The 20,884-nt window shown below is 58.9% G+C and carries 17 protein-coding genes; 12 read left to right on the top strand and 5 right to left on the bottom strand.

Translation table 11 applies throughout. From position 1 onward, the window contains the following. The first annotated feature begins 8 nt into the window (after positions 1–8). The 7 genes from VCA57_RS03050 (at position 9) to VCA57_RS03020 (ending at position 9,038) form a co-directional block, all read left to right on the top strand. The gene (locus tag VCA57_RS03050; protein WP_411183486.1) at positions 9–2,612 is read left to right on the top strand and encodes a TonB-dependent hemoglobin/transferrin/lactoferrin family receptor; all 2,604 of its coding nucleotides are present in this window, start codon (positions 9–11) and stop codon (positions 2,610–2,612) included. 96 nt (positions 2,613–2,708) lie between these two features. Continuing rightward, positions 2,709–3,311 carry a heme acquisition protein HasA gene (locus VCA57_RS03045; protein ID WP_411183485.1) on the top strand — a complete coding sequence of 201 codons (603 nt, stop codon included), beginning with the start codon at positions 2,709–2,711 and terminating at the stop codon, positions 3,309–3,311. 165 nt (positions 3,312–3,476) lie between these two features. Next, positions 3,477–5,249, top strand: a complete 1,773-nt coding sequence (locus VCA57_RS03040; protein WP_411183484.1) for a type I secretion system permease/ATPase — start codon at positions 3,477–3,479, stop codon at positions 5,247–5,249. A gap of 15 nt (positions 5,250–5,264) precedes the next feature. After that, positions 5,265–6,593 carry an HlyD family type I secretion periplasmic adaptor subunit gene (locus VCA57_RS03035; protein ID WP_411183483.1) on the top strand — a complete coding sequence of 443 codons (1,329 nt, stop codon included), beginning with the start codon at positions 5,265–5,267 and terminating at the stop codon, positions 6,591–6,593. Beyond that, positions 6,590–7,963, top strand: coding sequence for a TolC family outer membrane protein (locus VCA57_RS03030; protein ID WP_411183482.1), 1,374 nt, complete (start codon positions 6,590–6,592; stop codon positions 7,961–7,963). Before VCA57_RS03035 ends, VCA57_RS03030 begins: the two co-directional genes overlap by 4 nt. Positions 7,964–8,050: 87 nt before the next feature. Beyond that, complete coding sequence (locus VCA57_RS03025; RefSeq protein WP_411183481.1) at positions 8,051–8,644, top strand: biliverdin-producing heme oxygenase; 594 nt, start codon at positions 8,051–8,053, stop codon at positions 8,642–8,644. Between the two features lie 10 nt (positions 8,645–8,654). Then, complete coding sequence (locus tag VCA57_RS03020; protein WP_411183662.1) at positions 8,655–9,038, top strand: YbaN family protein; 384 nt, start codon at positions 8,655–8,657, stop codon at positions 9,036–9,038. Positions 9,039–9,152: 114 nt separating this feature from the next. Here the strand turns inward: VCA57_RS03020 and VCA57_RS03015 are convergent, their stop codons facing one another. From VCA57_RS03015 to VCA57_RS03005, 3 genes are read right to left on the bottom strand one after another with little or no spacing between them, the layout of a single operon-like run. Further along, positions 9,153–9,983: a hypothetical protein gene (locus VCA57_RS03015; protein WP_411183480.1), complete on the bottom strand. Its 831-nt coding sequence runs from the start codon at positions 9,981–9,983 to the stop codon at positions 9,153–9,155. Beyond that, on the bottom strand, positions 9,984–11,594 hold the full coding sequence (locus VCA57_RS03010; protein ID WP_411183479.1) for a hypothetical protein: 1,611 nt from the start codon (positions 11,592–11,594) through the stop codon (positions 9,984–9,986). It lies immediately after the preceding gene. 15 nt (positions 11,595–11,609) lie between these two features. Then, positions 11,610–13,088, bottom strand: a complete 1,479-nt coding sequence (locus VCA57_RS03005) for an OmpA family protein (RefSeq protein ID WP_411183478.1) — start codon at positions 13,086–13,088, stop codon at positions 11,610–11,612. A gap of 314 nt (positions 13,089–13,402) precedes the next feature. Between VCA57_RS03005 and VCA57_RS03000 the strand changes: the two genes are divergently transcribed. Continuing rightward, the gene (locus VCA57_RS03000) at positions 13,403–14,659 is read left to right on the top strand and encodes an MFS transporter (protein WP_411183477.1); all 1,257 of its coding nucleotides are present in this window, start codon (positions 13,403–13,405) and stop codon (positions 14,657–14,659) included. Between the two features lie 204 nt (positions 14,660–14,863). Further along, on the top strand, positions 14,864–15,538 hold the full coding sequence (locus VCA57_RS02995) for a hypothetical protein (RefSeq protein WP_411183476.1): 675 nt from the start codon (positions 14,864–14,866) through the stop codon (positions 15,536–15,538). 49 nt (positions 15,539–15,587) lie between these two features. Here VCA57_RS02995 and zwf read toward each other — a convergent pair whose 3' ends face one another. After that, positions 15,588–17,078: a glucose-6-phosphate dehydrogenase gene (gene zwf, locus VCA57_RS02990; RefSeq protein WP_411183475.1), complete on the bottom strand. Its 1,491-nt coding sequence runs from the start codon at positions 17,076–17,078 to the stop codon at positions 15,588–15,590. A gap of 111 nt (positions 17,079–17,189) precedes the next feature. On the opposite strand from zwf, the gene hexR reads away from it, so the two are divergent. The 3 genes from hexR to VCA57_RS02975 all read left to right on the top strand — a co-directional run bounded on the left by hexR (position 17,190) and on the right by VCA57_RS02975 (position 19,912). Next, complete coding sequence (gene hexR, locus VCA57_RS02985; protein ID WP_411183474.1) at positions 17,190–18,056, top strand: transcriptional regulator HexR; 867 nt, start codon at positions 17,190–17,192, stop codon at positions 18,054–18,056. An 85-nt stretch (positions 18,057–18,141) separates the two neighbouring features. Beyond that, entirely contained in the window at positions 18,142–19,407 is a 1,266-nt protein-coding gene (locus VCA57_RS02980) for a ubiquitin-like protein (RefSeq protein WP_411183473.1), read from the top strand. A gap of 280 nt (positions 19,408–19,687) precedes the next feature. Then, a complete protein-coding gene (locus VCA57_RS02975; protein ID WP_411183472.1) occupies positions 19,688–19,912 on the top strand; it encodes a PA3496 family putative envelope integrity protein in 225 nt (74 codons plus the stop codon). On the opposite strand, the gene VCA57_RS02970 is transcribed toward VCA57_RS02975, so the two are convergent. After that, positions 19,854–20,816 (bottom strand): LysR family transcriptional regulator, encoded by a 963-nt coding sequence (locus VCA57_RS02970; RefSeq protein ID WP_411183471.1) that lies wholly within the window; start codon positions 20,814–20,816, stop codon positions 19,854–19,856. The genes VCA57_RS02975 and VCA57_RS02970 overlap by 59 nt on opposite strands. Positions 20,817–20,884: the final 68 nt, after the last annotated feature.

Below are 20,884 nucleotides of genomic sequence, written 5' to 3'. Positions count from 1 at the left end.
GGGTGTCTATGGCTCTGAGTGGCGGCATCTTCGCCGCCGAGCAGGCGAGCGAAGATGTATCGGTCCGGCATGAGCTGATGCCGTTTGACATCGCTGCTCAGCCGCTTGACCAGGCTAGCCTGGCCTTCGCCGAGCAAGCCGGTATTCAGGTGTTCTTCGATAGCGAGCGCCTGCAAGGCTTGAGTAGTCAGGCGGTGCAAGGACGTTTTACGGCCGACGAGGCGATCCGCCAACTGCTGGGGCGTGCCCCGGTAACTTACAGCTTCAGTGGCCCTCGTCAGATCACCTTGACGCGTCAGGTCGCGGTTGATGGACAGACCATTCATTTACAGGACGTCACGGTAGTCGGTGCTCGCCCTGCAAGTGAAAGCGTTTATCAGCAGCCTCGCTCGGTCAGCATAATTACGCGTGAGCAAATCGACCGCAGCCCACCACGTCACGCGGCTGACATGCTTGAGCAAACCTCCGGCGTGTACACCGCTGTCAGCCAGCAAGACCCTGGCCTATCAGTGAATATTCGCGGCGTGCAGGACTACGGCCGCGTCAACATGAACATCGACGGCATGCGCCAGAACTACCAGCAAAGCGGCCACCAGCAGCGCAACGGCACCATGTACATCGACCCGGAATTGCTCAGCGGTGTCTCGGTGGAAAAAGGCGCCACTTCCGGCATGGGCGGCGCCGGTGTGATTGGCGGCGTGGCCGAGTTCAGCACTCTGAATGCCCGTGATTTCATCCACGAGGGCAAAGAGTTTGGCGGCCGTATCCGCGCCACCACGGGCTTGGGCGGTTACGCCAATGGCACCGACTTTATCGGCAGCAGCGCCTTCGCCTTGGGCAATGAAATTGGCGACATTCTGCTGGCCGCCAGCGAGCGTCACCTTGGTGATTACGACCCTGGTACGAACGGTGAAATCGGTGAGTTGCGAACCGGCTCTGGTTTTAACCCCGGTATTGATGACGAGATCAAGAACACCTCCGTGGCCTACTCCGGCTCAGTGATGAAATCGCGTCTGGCCAAGATTGGCGTCAACTTGTCGCAAGACCAGCGCGTGCAGTTCAGCTACCTGCGCACCCACGTCACCTACGACGACGCCAGCATCATGAATGTCGCCACTGACGGCTTGTGGACGAAAAACGGCAGCAGCGATGTGCTCTCCGAAAACTACGCCATTGACTACAACTACGACCCGGACAACAACCTGATCGACCTGAAGGCCAAGTTTTATTACGTCGACAACAGCAATGAGCAGACCGTGCTGCCGGTCAGAACGACGCCAGGTTATGACGTCACCTACCAGACCCAAACCTATGGCATGCAACTGGAAAACACCGCCACCTTCGCTCTGAGCGAAAGCAGCGACCTGAAGGCCAACTACGGCCTGGAATACTTCAAGGACAAGGTGCGGCCCGATTCCAACCAGGCAGTCGCCGCCACGTCGGCTGTGGACTTCCCCGCTTCGGAAGGGCTGACCCCGAAAGGCGAGCGCGCCATGGGCAGCCTGTTTACCAATCTCGAATTCGACTATGACGGCTGGCTGACGCTTACCGGTGGCCTGCGTTACGACCGCTATCGCCTGCAGGGTGAGACGGGCCTCAGCTACACGCTTTATCGCATCAATACCACCGGCAACCCGACCTATAGCGTTCCACTGAATTACGACGTCGACAGCGAAGAGGGCCAGTTTTCCCCAACCTTTGGCATCGCGATAAAACCCGGTGTGGACTGGTTGCAACTGTTCGCCAGCTATGGCGAGGGGTGGCGCCCGCCAGCAGTGACTGAAACCTTGGTATCCGGTCGGCCCCATAGCGGCGGCACGGAGAGCCTGTATCCCAACCCGTTCCTCAAACCGGAAAGCTCGCAGTCCTGGGAAGTGGGTTTCAACATCCTCAAGGAAAACCTGCTGACCGAAGGCGATGTGCTGGGCGCGAAGGTCTCGTATTTCGATACCCGCATCGACGACTTCGTATTTTTGGGTATCGACCTGCAGCGGCCCGGCGTAGGCGTTTCGAGCCTAGGCACCACGGCCTACGTCAATGATCAGAGCAGCACGCGCTTTCGCGGCGTGGAATACCAGATCGACTACGACGCCGGCAGCTATTACAGCAATTTTACCTACACCCACATGATTGGCGAGAACGAATACTGCAAAAAACAAGCGTGGCTTGGGGGCGCTGTCAGCCCGGTATATGGCAGCGGGCGACGCCCGCCAGTGACCGGCTACGTGCCTAACGACTATGCCAATGGCGCGGTCAAGTGCGGCGGGATTATGGGCTCGGCAGAACATATGCCCATGGACCGTGGCAGCTTGACCCTCGGTACCCGCCTGTTCAACGAAACCCTGGATCTCGGCGCCCGAGCCCGTTACAGCGAAGGCTATTCGTTGGACGCTGGCGACTCCGCGGCAGCTGATCAGGTGTACCCGGCCGATTGGAAGGCCTACACCGTTTACGACCTGTACGGCAGCTACAAAGCCACCGACGCCCTGACCTTGCGGCTGGCTCTGGATAACTTCACCGACCGTGCCTACCTGGTGCCGCTGGGCGATGTGCTGGCCTTCACCCTAGGCCGTGGCCGCACCTTGCAGGGTACCGTGGAATACACATTCTGACGTTTTAAAAGCCAAATTTGCCCATGGAGGGCAAAGCCGTTGTGCAGCGGGTTGTAGCACGACGGATCTTAATGAAACCTCAATTGGAGAAATTGCATGAGCCTTTCCATTACCTACGACACCACCTACGCAAGCTGGACCGTCGCTGACTACCTGGCTGACTGGGCTGGCTATTTCGGTGATGCCAACCATCGCATCGGTGAAGTTGAAGATGGCGTGAATACCGGTGGTTTCTACCCAGGTTCTTTGAGCGGTACCCAGTACGCCTTGTCCAGCCCGAACAGTGACGCCGGTTTTATTGCCGGTGGCAGCCTGACCTATTCGCTATTCGCAGACCCGGCACACACCGTATATGGCTCGCTGGATAGCATTTCGCTGGGTACCGATGTGGCCGAAAACGCCTCGGGCTTCTACTTCGCTCCGGGCTTTGAAGAAGTCAGCTTCGACGGTCTGGGTCTGTCCAGCCTGCTCAGCGAAGGCCATGACGGCGTTGTGCATGAGGTCATCTACGGCCTGATGAGCGGCGACGCCACCGCGCTGGATACCGCACTGGACGGCATCCTGGCCGCCTATGGCGTTGACACCGACGACACCTTCGACGTGGTCGCTGCCGCTCTGGCCTCCGGCCCCCTCAGCGTTTCGCCAGCTGAAGCAGTGGGTGTGCAAACGCCGGTCGAGGACTACGCCCTGGCGGCCTGATCGCCTCAAGAGCCTGGCGTAAAAAAGCCAATGGAAGAGTTCTCCTCCATTCGCCGTTCTGTTTCACCCCAGCCTTTGTCTTTTGCGGGGCCAAGGCTGGGTTGCGAATTTTGTGGCTACGCGGGGCAAGCGTCAATAATCCGGGTGGCCGTTTTGGGGTAGCGCATGTCGAGTTCCACGCCGCGTAATGAAGTGCTGCAGGCGCTGTTCGCCTACCGCGCCGGCTTTGTCAACATCGGCCTGTTCACTGCCGTGATCAACCTGCTGATGCTGGCCCCGGCGCTGTATATGTTGCAGGTGTATGACCGGGTGCTGGCCTCCGGCAACGAGATGACCCTGGTGATGCTCAGCTTGATGGTGGTAGGCCTGTTCGTTTTTATGGGCGTGCTGGAGTGGGTGCGTAGCCTGGTGGTGATTCGCCTCGGCACGCAGATGGACATGCGCCTGAATCAGCGGGTGTTTGCTGCCAGCTTCGAGGCCGGGTTACGGCTCGGAAAGGCTAATGCCGGGCAGGCGTTGAACGACCTCACCACGTTGCGCCAATTCGCCACTGGCAATGCGCTGTTCGCCTTCTTCGACGCGCCGTGGTTTCCGTTGTATCTGGTGGTAATTTTTTTGTTCAGCCCGTGGCTGGGGCTTTTTGCGTTGGCCGGCGCGCTGCTGCTGATGGGCCTGGCCTGGCTTAACGAGCGACTGACTCACGCACCGTTGGCCGAGGCCGGGCAAATGTCGATGCAGGCCAACCAGCAGGCCAGCGCCAACCTACGCAATGCCGATGTGATCGAAGCCATGGGCATGCTGGATGCCATGCGCAAGCGCTGGCTCGACCAGCATCAGGGCTTTCTTACTCAGCAGAACCTGGCCAGTGAACGCATGGCGGTGGTCAGCGCTTGGTCCAAGGGCGTGCGCATGACCCTGCAATCGCTGGTGCTAGGCCTGGGTGCCTGGCTGGCGCTGGAGCAGTTGATCACGCCCGGCATGATGATCGCAGGCTCGATTCTGATGGCGCGGGTATTGGCTCCCATCGATCAACTGATCGGTGTTTGGCGGCAATGGGCTTCGGCAAGGCAGGCCTATGAGCGCTTGCTGGCGCTATTGCAGGCCCAGCCGGCGCGCTCGGCGGGTATGCCATTGCCCGTACCGAAGGGTACTTTGAGCGTCGAACAACTCAGCGCCTTTGCCCCGGGCACGCGCCGTCAATGCTTGAGCAATGTCGGTTTTGCCCTGGCTGCAGGGCAGTCGCTAGGGGTGATTGGTGCTTCGGGCTCGGGCAAGTCCTCGCTGGCGCGGTTGCTGGTCGGCGTGGCACTGCCGGCTACCGGGAAGGTGCGTTTGGACGGTGCGGATCTGCAGCAGTGGGACAAGGTCCAGCTTGGCCCGCACATCGGCTACCTGCCGCAAGACGTGCAGTTATTCGCCGGCAGCATCGCGCAAAACATCGCTCGTTTTAGCTGTGTGGACGCTGAACAGGTGGTCGAGGCAGCGCGGCATGCAGGAGTACATGAGCTGATTTTGAGATTGCCCGCAGGCTATGACACTCAATTGGGTGAGGGCGGTGCTGGGTTGTCTGGTGGTCAACGTCAACGCATTGGTTTGGCCCGCGCCCTATACGGTCTGCCAGCTCTGGTGGTGCTCGATGAGCCTAATTCCAACTTAGATGAAGACGGCGAGCGCGCCTTGCTGACGGCTCTTGCTGAGCTGAAAAAACAGGGCAACACGGTGGTGCTGATCACCCATAAGCCCAGCCTGCTGGCCGGCGTCGACAACCTGCTGGTGTTGCGCGCCGGGCAGATGCAGGCGTTTGGCCCCACCGCACGGGTGACTCAGGAATTGCAGCGGGCCGCCGCGCCACCGTCTCGCGTTGAAACGCCGCGTCCGACGGCTGTGGTGGCCCCCAGTTTTAGCGCGAATTATCGCCTGGATGCGTCCAGGCCCTGACTGTCGAGGATCATTGTGAATTCCCTTGCTGAAGATATTCGTCCGCTTGCGCCTGTGTTGCTCCTGGACGAGCGCCGGTTTACCCGGTTGGGGCGCTGGCTGGTGCTATTGGGCTTCGGTGGCTTTGTGTTGTGGGCTGCGCTGGCACCGCTGGATAAGGGCGTGTCGGTCTCTGGCAATGTGGTGGTCGCCGGCAGCCGCCAGGTGGTGCAGCACCAGATGGGTGGGGTGATTGAGCACATTTTGGTCCGCGATGGCGATGTGGTCAGCGCCGGCCAAGTTCTGGTGCAGATGGATACCACACAAACCCGTGCCCAGCGCGAATCGCTCTACGCGCAATACATCAATGCCCGCGCCAGCGAAGCGCGGCTGACCGCTGAGCGCGACGGCCAGGTAGGTATCCTATTCACCAGCGATTTACTCGCCGCTGAAACCGATCCCTGGGTCGCTAGCGCCCTCCAGTTACAGCGGCAACTGCTCACCAGCCGCCGTGATGCTCTGCGGATGGAAGTGGACGGTCTCAAAGAAAACATCGCCGGTGCCCAGGCCATGCTGCAAGGCGTGCGCGACTCCATGGCGCATAAGGAAGAGCAACGCGCGGCGATGGCCGAACAGTTAAAAGGTCAGCGCGAACTGGCCCGCGAAGGCTACCTGTCGCGCAACCGTCTGCTGGAGGCCGAGCGCCTGTACGCCCAACTGAACGGTGCCATCGCCGAAGACCTCGGCAACCTAGGCCGCACTCAACGCCAGGTGCTGGAGCTGAAACTGCGCATCGGCCAGCGCCAAGAGGAATATCAGCGCGACCTGCGCCAACAGCTCAGCGATACCCAACTCAAGGCGCAAGACCTGGCCAGCCGCCTTCGTGCCGCCGACTTTGAGTTAGCCAATACTCAAGTGCGCGCACCGGCTGCTGGCACGGTGGTGGGCCTGAGCGTTTTTACTCCGGGCGGGGTGATCAGCCCCGGCCAGCAATTAATGGAAATCGTGCCCAACGACGTGCCGCTGTTGGTGGATGCCCGCGCCCCCGTTGAACTGGTGGATAAGTTGCACCCCGGCCTTGAGGTGGAGTTGCTGTTTGTTGCCTTTAGCCAGAGCAAAACGCCACGTGTAGCCGGCACGCTGACGCTGGTCTCCGCCGACCGCCTGGAAGACGAAAAAACCGGTGAGCCCTACTACAAAGTGCGCGCTCAGGTCCGCGACGCGGGCATGCAACAATTGGCCGGCGAAGTGATTCGCCCCGGTATGCCAGTGCAGGCCTTTGTGCGCACCGGCGAGCGCTCGCTGCTCAGCTACCTGTTCAAACCATTGCTGGACCGTACTCATATGGCGATGGCAGAAGAATGAAAAACCGCCTGTTCTGCCTTGCCCTGATGCTGCTCAGCGAGCCGGTGGTGGCCCTGAATCTTCAGGACGCTTATGCGTTGGCGCTGCGCAACGATGCCACGTTTCACGCCGCTATCAAGGAGCGCGAAGCCGGTCACGAGAACTTGGCGATTGGACGTGCGGCGCTGCTGCCCAAGGTGTCCTATGCCTACAACAACGCGCGCAACGAATCGCAAGTGACCTCGCAAACGGTCGCCGGAGATGTCACCAGCAACCGCGACTACCGCAGCTACTCCTCCAGCCTAACTCTGCAACAACCGTTGCTCGATTACGGCGCCTGGGCCAGCTACCGCGAAGGCGAAGCCAAGGCGCTGTTGGCGGACGAACGTTTTCGCGGGAAGAGCCAAGAGTTACTGGTGCGCTTATTCCAGGCTTACAGCGAAGCCCTGTTGGCAGGCGAGCAAATCAGCCTGGCCGAAGCCCAACGGCACGCCTACGCCGAGCGCCTGCAACTCAACCGGCGGCTATTTGAGGAAGGTGAAGGCACGCGCACCGATATGCTGGAAACCCAAGCCCGCCACGACTTGGCCCTGACCAGCGAAATCGACGCGCGCGATACCCTCGACGTTGCGTTGCGCGAGCTGCAAGCCATTGTCGGCGAACCACTGGCCCTGCAGGACCTTACCCCGCTACGTGATGGCTTTGTCGTACAGCCGTTGCAGCCAATGGGGTTCGTTGCCTGGCGCGACCTGGCTCTTAGCGAGAATGCCGAGCTGGCTGCGCAGCGTCACGCCCTGTCGGTGGCCGAACAGCAGCGTGAGCAACGACGTGCCAGCCACCTGCCTACCTTGAGCCTCTATGCCAGCACGCGCCTGACCAACTCGGACTCGGAAAGCAGCTACAACCAGAAATACGACACCGACAGTGTTGGGATACAACTCAGTTTGCCGCTGTTTGCCGGTGGTGGCGCGGCGGCCAGTACCCGTCAGGCCTCGCGCCAATACGAACAAGCAAGCTATGAACTGGACGCCCAAATCAGCGTAACCCTCAACGAGCTGCGCAAGCATTACAACCTGTGTCTCAGCAGTGCGGCCAAGTTGCGAGCATATGAATTGGCGGTGGCGTCGGCCAGCACCCTGGTCGACGCCACACGTAAAAGTGTCACTGCGGGCGAGCGAGTCAACCTTGATGTGCTTGATGCTGTACAGCAGCTCCATGGTGCACGTCGTGATTTGGCCGAGGTGCGCTATGCGTACCTGCGTAGTTGGCTGCAGTTGCGTCAACTCGCGGGCCAGTTGCACGAGCGTGACCTGCGGCATCTTGCTCAGTATTTCTCGCAATTACCGAGCATGGCTGCGGATAACTCGACTGAGGCTGATTCGCATCTGTGATTACGGTATTTGCTGCACTGATTCGTCATTAATGGGGGGCTGATCAGTCGATCGGCCACTTCGTCCAGACCATTCGAGAGTGCTCACATGACTGCGCTAAATTCATCACTCGGCGACGCCCTGCGCTCCCAGCGCCTTAATCAGATCACCCATGAGCCACACAGCCGTCTGGATGCGCTGGTCAAGAGCCATGATCCCTTTGCCAGCCGCGAGCGGTTCGCCCGATTTGTTGCCGCGCAGTACCTGTTCCAGCGTGATTTGCAGCCGCTCTACGCTGACCAGCAATTGGGCAAATTGATCCCCGAGCTGGCCACGCGCTGTCGGGTTGAGCAGGCAGAGCTGGACCTGCTCGATTTACAACAGGCCGTGCCCGAGGGCGATCAGGCCATCCGCAGCACGTCGATGGCTATTGGCGAGGCGCTGGCTTGGCTTTTTGTGTCAGAAGGCTCCAAGCTTGGCGCGGCATTTTTGCTTAAGCGAATGCCGGCACTAGGGCTAAGCGAAACGTTTGGTGCACGCCATCTGGGGGAGCCTAAAGGCGGCCGCAGCCAGGGCTGGAAGTCCTTTGTCAGCGCCCTAGATGATGTTGAGTTGACCGCCGAGCAGGAACGCCAAGCCGAAGCGGCAGCGATTGCCGCCTTCAACCGGTTCACTGACCACTTGGAGCGCTGCTTTGCTTGATGCCTCAAACATGCGCCCGGTCTGGCAGCGCTGGCTGTGGTTGTGTGTGGCCTACCTGAGCCTCGGTATGGCCATGCTCGGTGTGCTATTGCCCGGCCTGCCGACGACTGAGTTTGTGCTACTGGCGGCCTGGGCTGCAGCCCGCAGTTCACCACGCTTGGCTGCCTGGCTGGATAATCACCGGTTGTTCGGCCCGCTGCTGCGCGATTGGCGTAATGGTGGGCTGATCAGCCGCCGCAGTAAAATGCTCGCCAGTCTGAGTATGTTGCTGGCCCTTGGCGTTATGTTACTGACCGTCAAGCACTTGCCATCGGTGGTATTCGCGGCCATTGGCATGAGCTGTGGTGCAACGTGGATCTGGTCGCGCCCGGAGCGGCCGAAGCTGCCCTTTTGACCATCACTGCGCCTCCTTGCGCTTGGCTTAGGCCTGATTAGCAGGCTGTTTATATGCCTGCTGAATTAGGTCGCGGCCATACATCTTGGCGATGTGCGTGTGGGGCTTTAGCGGTTAGTTCAAGTCGACATTCAGGCTTGGCGAACCAAATGCCGCCAGGCTTGCGTTAGAGCCTTCGAAGTAGCCTTTCCAAAAGCTTTGCAACAACTCCATGGTTTTGCCTGAGCGGTAGGCCTGCTTGACGTCTTTGGTGACCAGGCCGGCGCCAGCCACGTACACCCGAGCACCTTGCAGGTCGGCAAACAGCTGCTTATCTCCAACCCGCTGCAGTTCGGCCTGCGGCTGCAGGTCGCGGATGCGATTGTTGGCGTAAAAACTGCCGAAGTCGCTGTTCTCTAACATGTCAGAGATCAGCAGGATCACGCGGTCATCGGCCGGTTGGCGGGCCAGGTCAGCGCCTATGTCGCGTAGCGAGTGGAAGATCTCGCTGCGGGGAATATCTTCCGATGCTTCGCGCAAGGTAGTGACGAAGGCTTGGCCGAATTTTTTGCGAAAAAAAGCCTGTTGCTCCACCACGCATTTGTCGAATGTGCGCAGTGATTGCATGCCAACGCTGTCACGCACTTTGCCCTCAAGCGGCTTATTCAACTCACCGGCGAAACGCAGCTGCATGAACTGGTTTGGCAAAAAAGCCGAAAAACTATAAAGACGAATCTTATCGCCAGGGGCGACAAACCGATTGATCTGCCCCCACGCGGCTTTCTGGATGCTTTCTGGCATGGGGATGGTTTGGTCTACGATCACCGTCAGTTCGCGTCCAGAGCCGGCCTGGCGGTGTTCGTTGACCTTGGCATAGCCGTAGCAGTCAGGGATGTCGTTGCGCTCGGCTGCCTGCCCGAGGGCAGGCAGGCACAGCAGCAAGGCATAAAGGGCCTTGAGCTTCATTTAGACCTCTTCAAAGTCTTTCAACAGTTGTTGTTCGGCGCGAATCGCTAGGACGGCATCCAGGTCGTAGCCTTTGGCGCGGCAGATGGTGCCCAGCTGCTCGTCGTTATAGGCGGTGAGGTCCTTGTTGCGCAGTACGTTGTGGTCCGCTGTAACTGGTGCGGCTACGGCTGCTGGCGCGGGGCTTTCGGCCAGTACTTCGGGCATTGCCGGTTCAGGCGTAGCGGCTACTGCAGCAGGCGTGGTTTGTGCTGGCGCGGCTGGGCTGCTCGGGGCCGTTTGCACTGCACTCGGCATGCTTGGCTGTGGCTGCGAGCGGTGGGTGCCGGCTTCTTCCTGCATGCGCAGCACATAAGCATTGAAGTCGCGGCCATGGGCGCCTTTGAGGGCTGTTTGTACGGTGCTGTCGGTGGTGGTGCGTTTGGACAGCTTCATTTGCAGCATGCGCAGCTTGTGATCGGCATGCGCGGCGATCTTGCCGCGTTGGTTTTCCATCCAGCGTTCAAGCTCAACGGCATTGTTGAATTTGTGCGTGTATTCCCAGGCTTTTTTCGATTCGACCCCGGCAAAACCGAAGATCGATGCCAGCCAAACACTGACTGCCTGGATGGCGACGTAGATGACCGAGAGCACCACAAAGGTGATCAGCGAGGCGCTACGAATGGCGTCCATTTTGTCGGTCAGGGTGCTGTTGGTGGCTTCCTGATTTACCGCGGCGGAGTCCGCAGGCAGTTCGAACGGGCTTGCGCTGCTTTCGTAGCTTTGCTCGGCAAACACGCTCGGGTTGCCAACCATTTCGGTTTCGATGCTTTTGAGCTGATAGGCGCGGATACCGAACGCCGCACAGGCCATGATCACGACCACTAGGGCGCAGCCGACGATCCAGCCATGCCGTGGGGTTACGGTTTGATTGGTAACGATACGCGCCAGAATCCGGTTGTAATCTTTGCCGCCTTCATCTTTCTCGGTTTCTTTGATGCGCACACCTGGCTGCACCTGTTTCAGCGGGGTGACCTTGTTCTCATCCTGGTCGCCTTCCCACCAGTGGCGGGCCTTGTTGACCAGCGAGTTGTGGTGGATGGCTCGCCCTGCGGCTTCGGCAAAGCCAGCAGAGATAATCGACAGGAGGAACGCAGCCATCCAGCCCAGGTAGGCCTGGTCATTGGATGACAGGTTCTGGTTGATAAAGGGCACCAGTACATAGGCGAAGCCCACTGCCTCAAAGAGGATCAGCAGAAAGATCAGCACCAGGACCCAGATCGGCCGTTCGCGGCGGTCGCCTTCACCGATGGTGTCCAGGTAGGACTCGCATTTGTTGTAGTAGTCGGAGCTTTTTTCCCCAACATCTTGGTAGTAGTCGTAGTAGTTGTTGCACAGCGAGGCTTCGCTGAGCAGCCATTTCTTGTGATCGGTACTGGTGCTGCCGCTGGCCAGGCGCGAGACAGTGCCAATCAGCGGAATGCCGTGCCATACGCGCATCAGAAAATAGCCAACTTTGTCCCAGTAAACCTTGATAAGGATTGCCGAGAGCAGGGTGGAGATCACCGCGCCGGTAAGCAATTTGTTGGCCCAGGCTAAGGCCATCAGCGCATTGAAGCTGAAGTCTTCCATTTTGAATTCCTTGTATTAGGTTCGAACCGGAATAAACCGGGCGCTGTAGGCTTCGCCATTACTTTTCGGATAGAACAACATGCCGTCTGTTGCCTGCGAGTTACCTTTGCTGAACACCACGTCCATGCAGGACACGGGCTCTTGTGGGTCGGTTATAAACACGCGATAGAGCACGCGGTCTTCGCCTTCGTAGGTGTTGGCGATGGCTTTGGCCTTGACCTGTGCTTTGCGGTTGCCGGCCGCGTAGTCCTGCACCACTTCCACGAAGGGTTGGCGATCCACTGTGGCGGCATCGCGGAGGATGGACACTGGGGAAATCATCACCAGGTGGCCATTGACCGTTTGTGCCCATACGCGGTTGTTGTAGCCGGGTAGGTAATCGGTCGTGGCGCGGGTTTGCAGGGCTTGGCCGCTTGCCAGGTTAAAGACTTCGCCACTCTGGCGCGGCTTATCGCTCTCGCAGCTGCTCATCGGGATGTCGGCTGCGTTGGCCTTGCTAATCAGGGTGAAGCCGCCACTTTTCGGGGTGATAGCCTGGCCCAGCGTCCAACTGCTGGCAGTGGCGGGTTGCCCGGCAAAATCGATCACCTTGCCAGTGTGCGCGGGTTTTGTGGATTTACTGGCAGGGGTTTTAGTGCCGGAGGTCTTGGTGGTCGCTGTGGGTTTGCTCGGCGTAACCGTGGCGACTGTGGTGGACGTGCCGTGAGCCAAATATTTGGGGTTGTTCTGCTCGGCATTGACCCGTTTGACCAGGGTGCTGCGGTCGTTGACCTCGACTATCTCTACGCGCCGATTTTTACCACGCTGCAGGCTGTCGCTGTTGTCGGCGATGGGCCTGGACGCTCCGGCACCTTGGAAATACATACGTTCGCGAGCGATGCCCTGCTCGGCCAGAATACTGGCGACCGCGCGAGCGCGGCGCTCAGAGAGTTGTTGGTTGCCTTGCGCGCTGCCAGTTGCGTCGGTATGACCGACCACCAAAATTGCCGAGTTGCTAGGCTGGTCGGGTTGCGTGGCAAATGCACTGGCCAGCTTGCGTACCTGGCGTCGACCATCGTCGCTGAGTGTGGCGCTGCCCACCGGGAACATGCCTTGGTCTTCGATCTGCGCAACTATGCCGGCGTCTTCGGGGGCTGCGCTTGACGTGCTACCTGAAGTCTGCAGGGTTTCTAGCTGCATCTTGAGGTTTTCTTCGCGTGCTAGTTGTTCCAGCTTGTTCAGGCGGTTTTTGTAGAGCAACGCCATGCCACAACCGGCGGCGGCACCGGCTACCGCACTGCCAATAATGACTTTGTCGTTTTGTTTGGTCAGCACTGCTAAGGCCGCGCCGGCAACGGCACCCGCTGCGCCGCCAGCCATGCAGTTGATGTTGCTACTGTTGTTCTTGGCGAAGTTATCAACCGTGGCGCAGCTGCTGGTGCCTAAGCTAATGGCGATGGCCAGAGCCGTGCTGCGAAATGTTTTCGAGCATCGGGTATGCAGGGCGGTGGGCAAGAATGGCGCTCCTGAAGCGTGGCGGGCACTCCAGGGCAAAGCAGATTGAGCCTGGGGCTCAAATGTTCGTCCATGAAGCATCGGTCTTTCTATCGCGACTCTGCGAAGGGGCGCGATTTCATCACAGTGGTGATGGCAATTCAATGGCGTCAATAAATGGAAGGCTTTTGCCAAGGTGGTGCGTAATGTCTTGGCTATATGGATTCATGTGTGAACACCTACCACCGCTGGCATTGCGAGAGTGTTTCAAGGCGCACTTGTAATACGGCTTTGCTACTCGTTACTGTCGCCGCGTATTCGCCACGAGATCACAGATGTTGCCGTCAGATCCCCGCCCAACTAATGCCACGCTGATCCTCCTGGCCTCGCTGTATTGCGCGCAGGGTTTACCTTCCGGGTTGTTGGCTCATTCGCTGCCGGTGTTGCTGCGTCAGCACGGTGTCGATCTGGCGTTGATCGGCTTGCTCAAGTTGTTGGCGTTGCCCTGGCTGCTCAAGGTGCTTTGGGCACCGTGGGTTGATCGCTTGGCTTCAGCGCGTTTGGGTCATCACCGTGGCTGGATTTTGCCGTTGCAGATGGGCATTACTGGGGTGATTGCCGCCTTGGCATTGCTCAATCCCGAGCGTTTATTCGACAGCCATTTTTTGCTGCTGATTGCTCTGTTGTTGCTGGTTAACCTTGCCGCTGCGACCCAAGACATCGCCACCGATGGGCTAGCCGTGCGCTTGTTGCCGGAGCGTTGGCGTGGGTTGGGCAATAGCTTGCAGGTGGGTGGTTATAAGGTCGGTATGTTGGTCAGTGGCAGCGGCCTGTTGTTGGCGATGGATAGCCTGGGCTGGCACCTGAGCCTTGCGCTGGTGGCTGTGCTGCTGGTGCTGATGACGCTGCCGATCTGGCGCTTTAACGAGCGCCGCGAGCTACCGTTTCAACCGGCGCTGGCGGAGTCGGCCGGGCCGGGGCTGCTGCTACGGCATTACCGTGGCTTGCTGATGCAGCCGGGCATGCTGCTGTGGCTGGCGGTGCTAGTGAGTTTTAAGCTGGGTGACGCGCTGGGCTCGCCGATGATCAAGCCGATGTTGGTTGATCAGGGCTGGAGCAATGCCGAGTTGGGCCAACTGACGTTGATCAGCAGTCTGGTCGGCATTGCGGGGGCGTTTCTCGGCGGCCTGCTGTATGCGCGCATCGGCGCACTGCGGGCGCTGTTGCTGTTTGGTCTGTTGCAGGCCGGTGGCATTGCGGGCATGGCCTTGCTGGTGAATGCCGGCGCTGATAGCGGTTTGGTGTATGGCGTGGCGTTGTTTGAGCAGGCCGCCGATGGTATGTCCACGGTGGCGTTGTTCGCGGTGATGATGCGCCAGTGTCGGCCCGAGCATGAGGGTGCTGACTTTACCCTGCAGGCCAGCGTGCAGTTGCTTTTGGCTGGTTTAGTGGGTGCCACCAGTGGCTGGCTGGCCGAGCAGTTGGGCTTTGCCGGGCTGTTTATCAGCGCCGGCGTGCTGGGCGTGCTGGCGCTGCCTATCGTGCTGTTGCATTTCTGGCGCAGCGCCAGGGCGGTGGTAACCGCAGCATAAAGCGCGTGGTGATGCTTATCGCTGTTTCTGTGTGCAGTCTTACTTGGCATTACCGCGCAACGCTGGTGTTTCTTCTATTCCCATCCGTTTCGCCGTCAGCTTGGCGTAGGGAGCTTGGCGCGCGTGTAACCGGAGCAAAGATGGCTGCCTTTGCCCATCTGGCGGGCAATCCTGATGACCTGTCCGGATTGAATAGAGGTGCGTATGCCCAAACCCGCAAACCTGAGTGTTGGCCTACGTCTACTGTTGGCGTCCCAGGCCATGGCCCCGTTGGCAGTCAAGTTGGGGCTGATCCAACAGTTGGGTGCTGAGAAAGCCGCGTTGTTGGCCCCGCACATGCCGCCTGGCCAGTTGCGTGAGTTGATTATGGCGATGCCTATCGAATTTGTGGCAGCGGTGGTCACCCATCTCGACCCGCGTTTGATCCTCGACACCTACCTGAGCTTGCCGGACAGTTTGCACTTGGAGGTGGCGCGCCAGCTCTGCGCCGATGGCGCGTTTGCCACGGCCGCGCGTTATGCCGAGTGCCTGGCACCCAAGCAGATCAAGGTGCTGATCTACGGCATTAATGATGTTGACCATGTATTGCAGATCGCCCGCTATATCGTGGATATGCCATTGATCAGCGAGAGTTTGCGCAGTTTCTCCACTGGCTACTTGCGCAAGCTCACTGAGGCGGCGCGGATAGACGGCAACGTAGCAGTGTCTGCGCAGGTGCTCAGTGGCCTGTCATTGGTGCGCCAGGCGGATGTTTGTGCGGGGTTACAGCCGGCAACACTGCGTCAGCTCCTGCCGATGCTCCTGCTGATTAGCGGTGAGGCGTTGCGCGAGCAATTGCCGGAAGCCGTGTTGCGGCTTTTTGCAGAGCAGCCGGCGTAGGATCTGCTCCCGTTGCGTTCGCGGCTCACGAACGAAGCTGGAGCAGCCCCTAACTTTCCATCCACTGCCGCTCATGGCGTTCGAGCAGGTTGCTGGCTTGCTCCGGGCCGTCGCTGCCGGCCGGGTACGGGCGCGGGCTTTGATAGTGCTGGTGCCAGCCTTTGATGATCGGGTCGACCCAGCTCCAGGCCGCTTCAACTTCGTCGCGGCGCATAAACAGTGTTGAATCGCCCTCGACCACATCAAGCAACAGGCGCTCGTAGGCGTCCCAGCGCCGTTGTTTGTGAAAGGCATTGGCCAGGTTGAGATCAAGCTCTACCGGCTGTAAATGCATGCCTTTGCCGGGGCTCTTGCCCATTAGTTGTAGGCTGATGCGCTCTTCTGGCTGTAGACGAATCAACAAACGATTGGCCTCGCTGCCGTCGAACAGCTGGTGCGGCACCGGCTTGAACTGAATCAGAATTTCCGAAGTCTTGTGCCCCAGGCGTTTGCCGGTGCGCAGGTAGAACGGCACGCCGGCCCAGCGCCAGTTGTCGATCTCAGCCTGCACCGCGACAAAGGTTTCGGTGTCGCTGTCGTTATCTACATTCTTTTCAAAGTAGTAGGCCGGTACTTCCTGGCCGCCGATCTTGCCGGCGGTGTACTGGCCGCGCACGGTTTTATCCTGCACATCCAGGCCGTTGATGGGCTTGAGTGCTTCGAGGATTTTTACCTTCTCGTTGCGCACCGATTCGGCATCGAAGCGCACCGGCGCTTCCATCGCCACCAGGCAGAGCAACTGCAGCAGGTGGTTCTGGATCATGTCGCGCATGGCCCCGGCTTTCTCGTAATAAGCACCACGGTTTTCCACGCCGAGGGTTTCGCACACGCTGATTTGCACGTGGTCGATGTGCCCGGCACGCCATACCGGCTCGAACAGGGCGTTGGCGAAGCGCAGCGCCATGAGGTTCTGCACCGTCTCCTTGCCCAGGTAGTGATCGATACGGAACACCCGCGACTCATCGAACACGGCGCCAATGGCGGCATTGATTGCTTGAGCCGACTCCAGCGAGTGGCCAATCGGCTTTTCCAGCACGATGCGTGCTTTGGGGCCTGCCAGGTTGGCGATCTTCAAGTGTGAGGCGATGTCTTCGAACAGGTCTGGCGCAGTGGCCAAGTAATAGATGCGCACGCGCTCGTGGTCTTGCCCCAGGCGCTTGCCCAGGCGGCCGAAGTCGGCGCTCTGGCTGGCGTCCATGGCGAAGTAATCGAGACGTGCGGCAAAGCTGGCCCAAGTGGCATTGTCGAAGTCGCTGCGCGCCACTTGAGCACGGCAGTGGCGTTCAGCCAGGGCTTGGTAGGCGTCGCGGCTGTTGGCGCTGCGGGCCAGGGCAAGAATGCGCGTATCGTCGTGTAGCCGACCCGCACGATGTAGATGGTAGAGCGCTGGCAGCAGCTTATGCAGGGCCAGATCGCCGGTGCCGCCAAACACCAGCATGTCGCAGGGAATGCTCAAGGTGGGAACTCCGACTCGGTTTAGCCGTGCGGGAGAGGCGGCCATGTAGTATAACTACAAGACCACTACAACCCGTCGTGCGCCGATCATAACCGAGTCGTGACTCCTATGCGGCGTGCTTGATGGATTCGTTAGCCAAATGTCGAGCCTAAATCCGTGAATCTGTTGCAGCACATTGCCCAATCGCGCTCCTTGTTACGCAAATCCGAATTGAAGGTGGCCGACCACGTGCTGCTTGATCCTGCATCGGTCATGCACAGTTCCATGGCCGAACTGGCGCACAGCGTTGGCATTAGCGAGCCGACCATCGTGCGTTTCTGCCGGGCAATTGGTTGCACGGGTTTTCAGGACCTCAAGCTCAAGCTGGCGCAGAGCCTGGCTGCCGGGGCCAGTTTTGGCCAGTTCGCCATTCATGAAGATGACTCGGTCGCCGACTTCAGTCTGAAGATCTTCGACACCACCCTGCATACCTTGATCGACGTGCGCGAAAAGCTCGACACCCAGGCCCTGCAAAAGGCCATTGCGGCTATCGCCAATGCGCAGCGTGTGGAGTTTTATGGCTTTGGCGCGTCCGGTGCAGTGGCGGCGGATGCCCAGCACAAATTCTTCCGTTTGTTGCTTACTGCGGCAGCTTATTCTGACCCGCATATGCAGGCCATGAGTGCCGTGACGCTGAAGCCTACCGATGTGGCTATTTGCATTTCGCAGTCCGGGCGTTCCAAGGATCTGCTGATTACCGCGAATCTGGTGCGCGAAGCTGGCGCAACCTTGATCGCCCTGTGCCCCAGCCAAACACCTCTGGCTGATCTGGCTACCGTCAACCTGGCCATTGATGTGCAGGAAGACACCGAAATCTACACCCCGTTAACCTCGCGCATCGCCCACCTGGTGGTGATCGACGTGCTCGCCATGGGCGTGGCGATGGCTCGGGGTCCTAGCCTGGTCAATCACCTCAAAAGCGTTAAGCGCAGTCTGCGTAGCCTGCGCTTGTCGCCAAAATCGGTGAAAGCGCAGGAAGATTGAGGTCTTTAGCTGGCCTTGGCGTCGTTATTGTAGTTTTTACTCTCAAGTCGTTCTGCTTTGTACTGAGCTACAACAAGGATCATTCATGCAGTTTTTCAGTGCCTTTCTTTTGCCGCGCTTCCGTCGTCAGTATCTGTGCTCGTTTTTACTGTTGTTCTCTCTGTGTCTCAGCGCTGATGCGTTGGCCATGCAGATATTTGTCAAAACCGTGACCGGTAAAACCATCGGGCTTGAAGTTGAAGCAAACGACACTATCGAAAACGTTAAATCCAAGATTACGGAAAAGGAAGGTATTCCGCCTGATCAACAGCGCTTGGTGTTCGCCGGCAAGGAACTTGAAGAAGGACGCACGCTTGCTGATTACAACATTCAGAAAGAAGCCACCCTTCATCTGTCACTGGCTATACCTGTATTCAATTTAGCGTCCTATCACCAGAGCCTTAGCAGTCAGTCGCAGGTTTCTGTTGCGGCCACCAATACGGCCGCTTTGGTGCTGCACGGCAATCATGGTCATCCACTGGATATGCGCGCCGCGCCTGGTAAAAACAATTGCGCTTGGGTCGCTGGCGACTGGGGCGGCTCTAGCCTTGGCGGTAATAACGGTTCAATTGGTCTGGCGGAGGTGGGCGGGTGCCAGGTACTTGGTGAGTCGCGCGCTCAGATTGGCGTGGCTATTGGCAAGTCATGGAGCAGGCAAAACACTGTTTACGACGGCAAGCAGAAACTCGATGGTCAATACGGGCTCGTCGAGCTAATTGCACCGCTGCAGGGCGTTTCGCCAAATCTATGGGCCACTGCTACTGCGTATTACAACCGTGCAGATGCCTCGGTAGTGCGCGGTTACAGCAGCGGGTTATCTTTTGATAGTTCCAGTGGTGATGCCAATACCGATACTTGGGCGCTGCGCGCTCGGTTGGACTGGGAAAATGCGCTGCGTGCACTGGCAACCGACTTCACGCCCTATGTGGATGTTTCTTGGATCCAGACTAGTGTGGGCAGCTACAGCGAGGATTCTGGGCCTACTCCTGCACATTTTGACAGCAGCAGGCAGGAGGTTACCGAGTTGCGACTGGGCATGAATGCCCGCCATGTGATAACGCCTGCCTTAGCTCTGGTCGCGGGTGCCGAGGGCGTTCACCGGTTCAACAATACAGCGCCTGCTGCCTCCGGTCTGGTCAGGGGTATTCCGTTTGATGTGGACGGCGGTAGTGATGATCGCACCTGGATGCATATGTCACTGGGTGCAGAGCTCGCGTATTCAAGCAGTCGTCTTAGCCTTATTGCCAATACCACCACCGAAGGTCAGGACCCAGATATTTGGGTGGCTCTTACCTGGAGCGTGTCGCTGTAGTTCATAAAGCCAGCCTGCTTGGGTTGGCAGCACGCGACTCTCGGTGGTGCTTTCGGCTTATCACGGCTTTCCCAGCCAGATAACTGGCTTTTATCTCTGTGATGGATGCAGGTACTCGCCATGCCCTGCAATGATCAGTCTTGCTTTCGTTATGTGCTGCGCCGATCCAAGCTAAGGCACTGCGCTGCTGATTTCATCGTCAGGCAATCGTCTGGCCATCAAAGCGTCATATCCCGAGTCGATGCTGGTACTCCCTTATTCAGCTTGGGAGTTACCCCCTATGTCTGGCTATCTGGATAAACCGCAGTCTTACGAAAACACGGATGCTAAAGCGCGGCGCAAGTTGATTGACCAGCGCCGCATGGAGTACCGCCGCGCCATTGAGAGTTATTCCGAGCAGCGCCAGTTGCAGCAGCAATTGGCCGATTATCCGGAGCTGATTGCCGCTAATTACCTGGCTGGGAAGCAGGTTCTGACTCGGCAAAGCGCTCAGCCACAGCGTTGATCAGGCTGCGTTGATCGCGCACGAAGGCAAAAAACGCCTGAGCGACGGGTGACAGGTATTTGCCGCGTGGGTGTACCAGGCACCAGCTGCGCAGTAGTGGTAGCTCGCTCACCGGTAGCTCGCGCAGTGCGCCGCAGGCCAGTTCGCGGCGCACTGCGTGGCGTGGCAGCAGGGCCAGGCCAAGACCTGCTAATACGCCCTCGCATTGGCTTTCCATCGAGCCAACTTCCAGCGTTTGGGCGAAGTGCGCGCGCTTCTGGTGGCAATATTCCTCGCAGGCCAGGCGTGTGCCTGAGCCCGCTTCGCGAATCAATAGTGGGAAGGCGGTGAGGTCTTGCAGGCTCAATTGCCCTTGCTGGCACAGCGGGTGATCGGTCGGTGCCACGGCGATGATCGGGTTGTTGAGGAATGGCAGAAACTCCAGGTTCATGTCCGTGGGTACGCGCGACATGATCAGTAGGTCATCGCGGTTGGCATTGAGGCGCTTGAGTGCCTGGGTGTGGTTGGTGACCACCAGTTGTAAGTTAACTTCTGGGTACTCGCGGCGAAAAGCGGCAAACAGGTGGGGGACGAAGTACTTGGCGCTGGATTCAATCGCCAGGCTTAGTTGCCCTTGCAGTGAGCCCTGCAGGTCAGCCAGCTGCATGTCGAGGCTCTCCAGTCTGCCGAAGATGTCCGCGCTGGCGCGTTGCAGGGTTTCCGCCGCTTCGGTCAGGTAGAGCTTTTTGCCGACATAGTCGAACAGCGGCTGGCCGATCAGCTCCTCTAGCTGGCGAATTTGCAGGCTGACGGCGGGTTGAGTCAGGGCCATTTCTTCGGCGGCGCGGCTGTAGGAGAGATTGGTGCAGACCGCACGAAATACCTGAAGTTGACGAAGTGTCATACGCATCAATGACTTACGCACGTTTTTACCTCTGCAGCGTTGCCTATTCTGGCTAACTATAAGTTTTAACTAATGCTAAACCCAATAAA

The sequence above is a fragment of the Pseudomonas sp. genome (genome assembly GCF_046581935.1).
Taxonomy (GTDB): Bacteria; Pseudomonadota; Gammaproteobacteria; order Pseudomonadales; family Pseudomonadaceae; genus Aquipseudomonas.
This window is presented reverse-complemented; position numbering and strand designations above follow the sequence as displayed.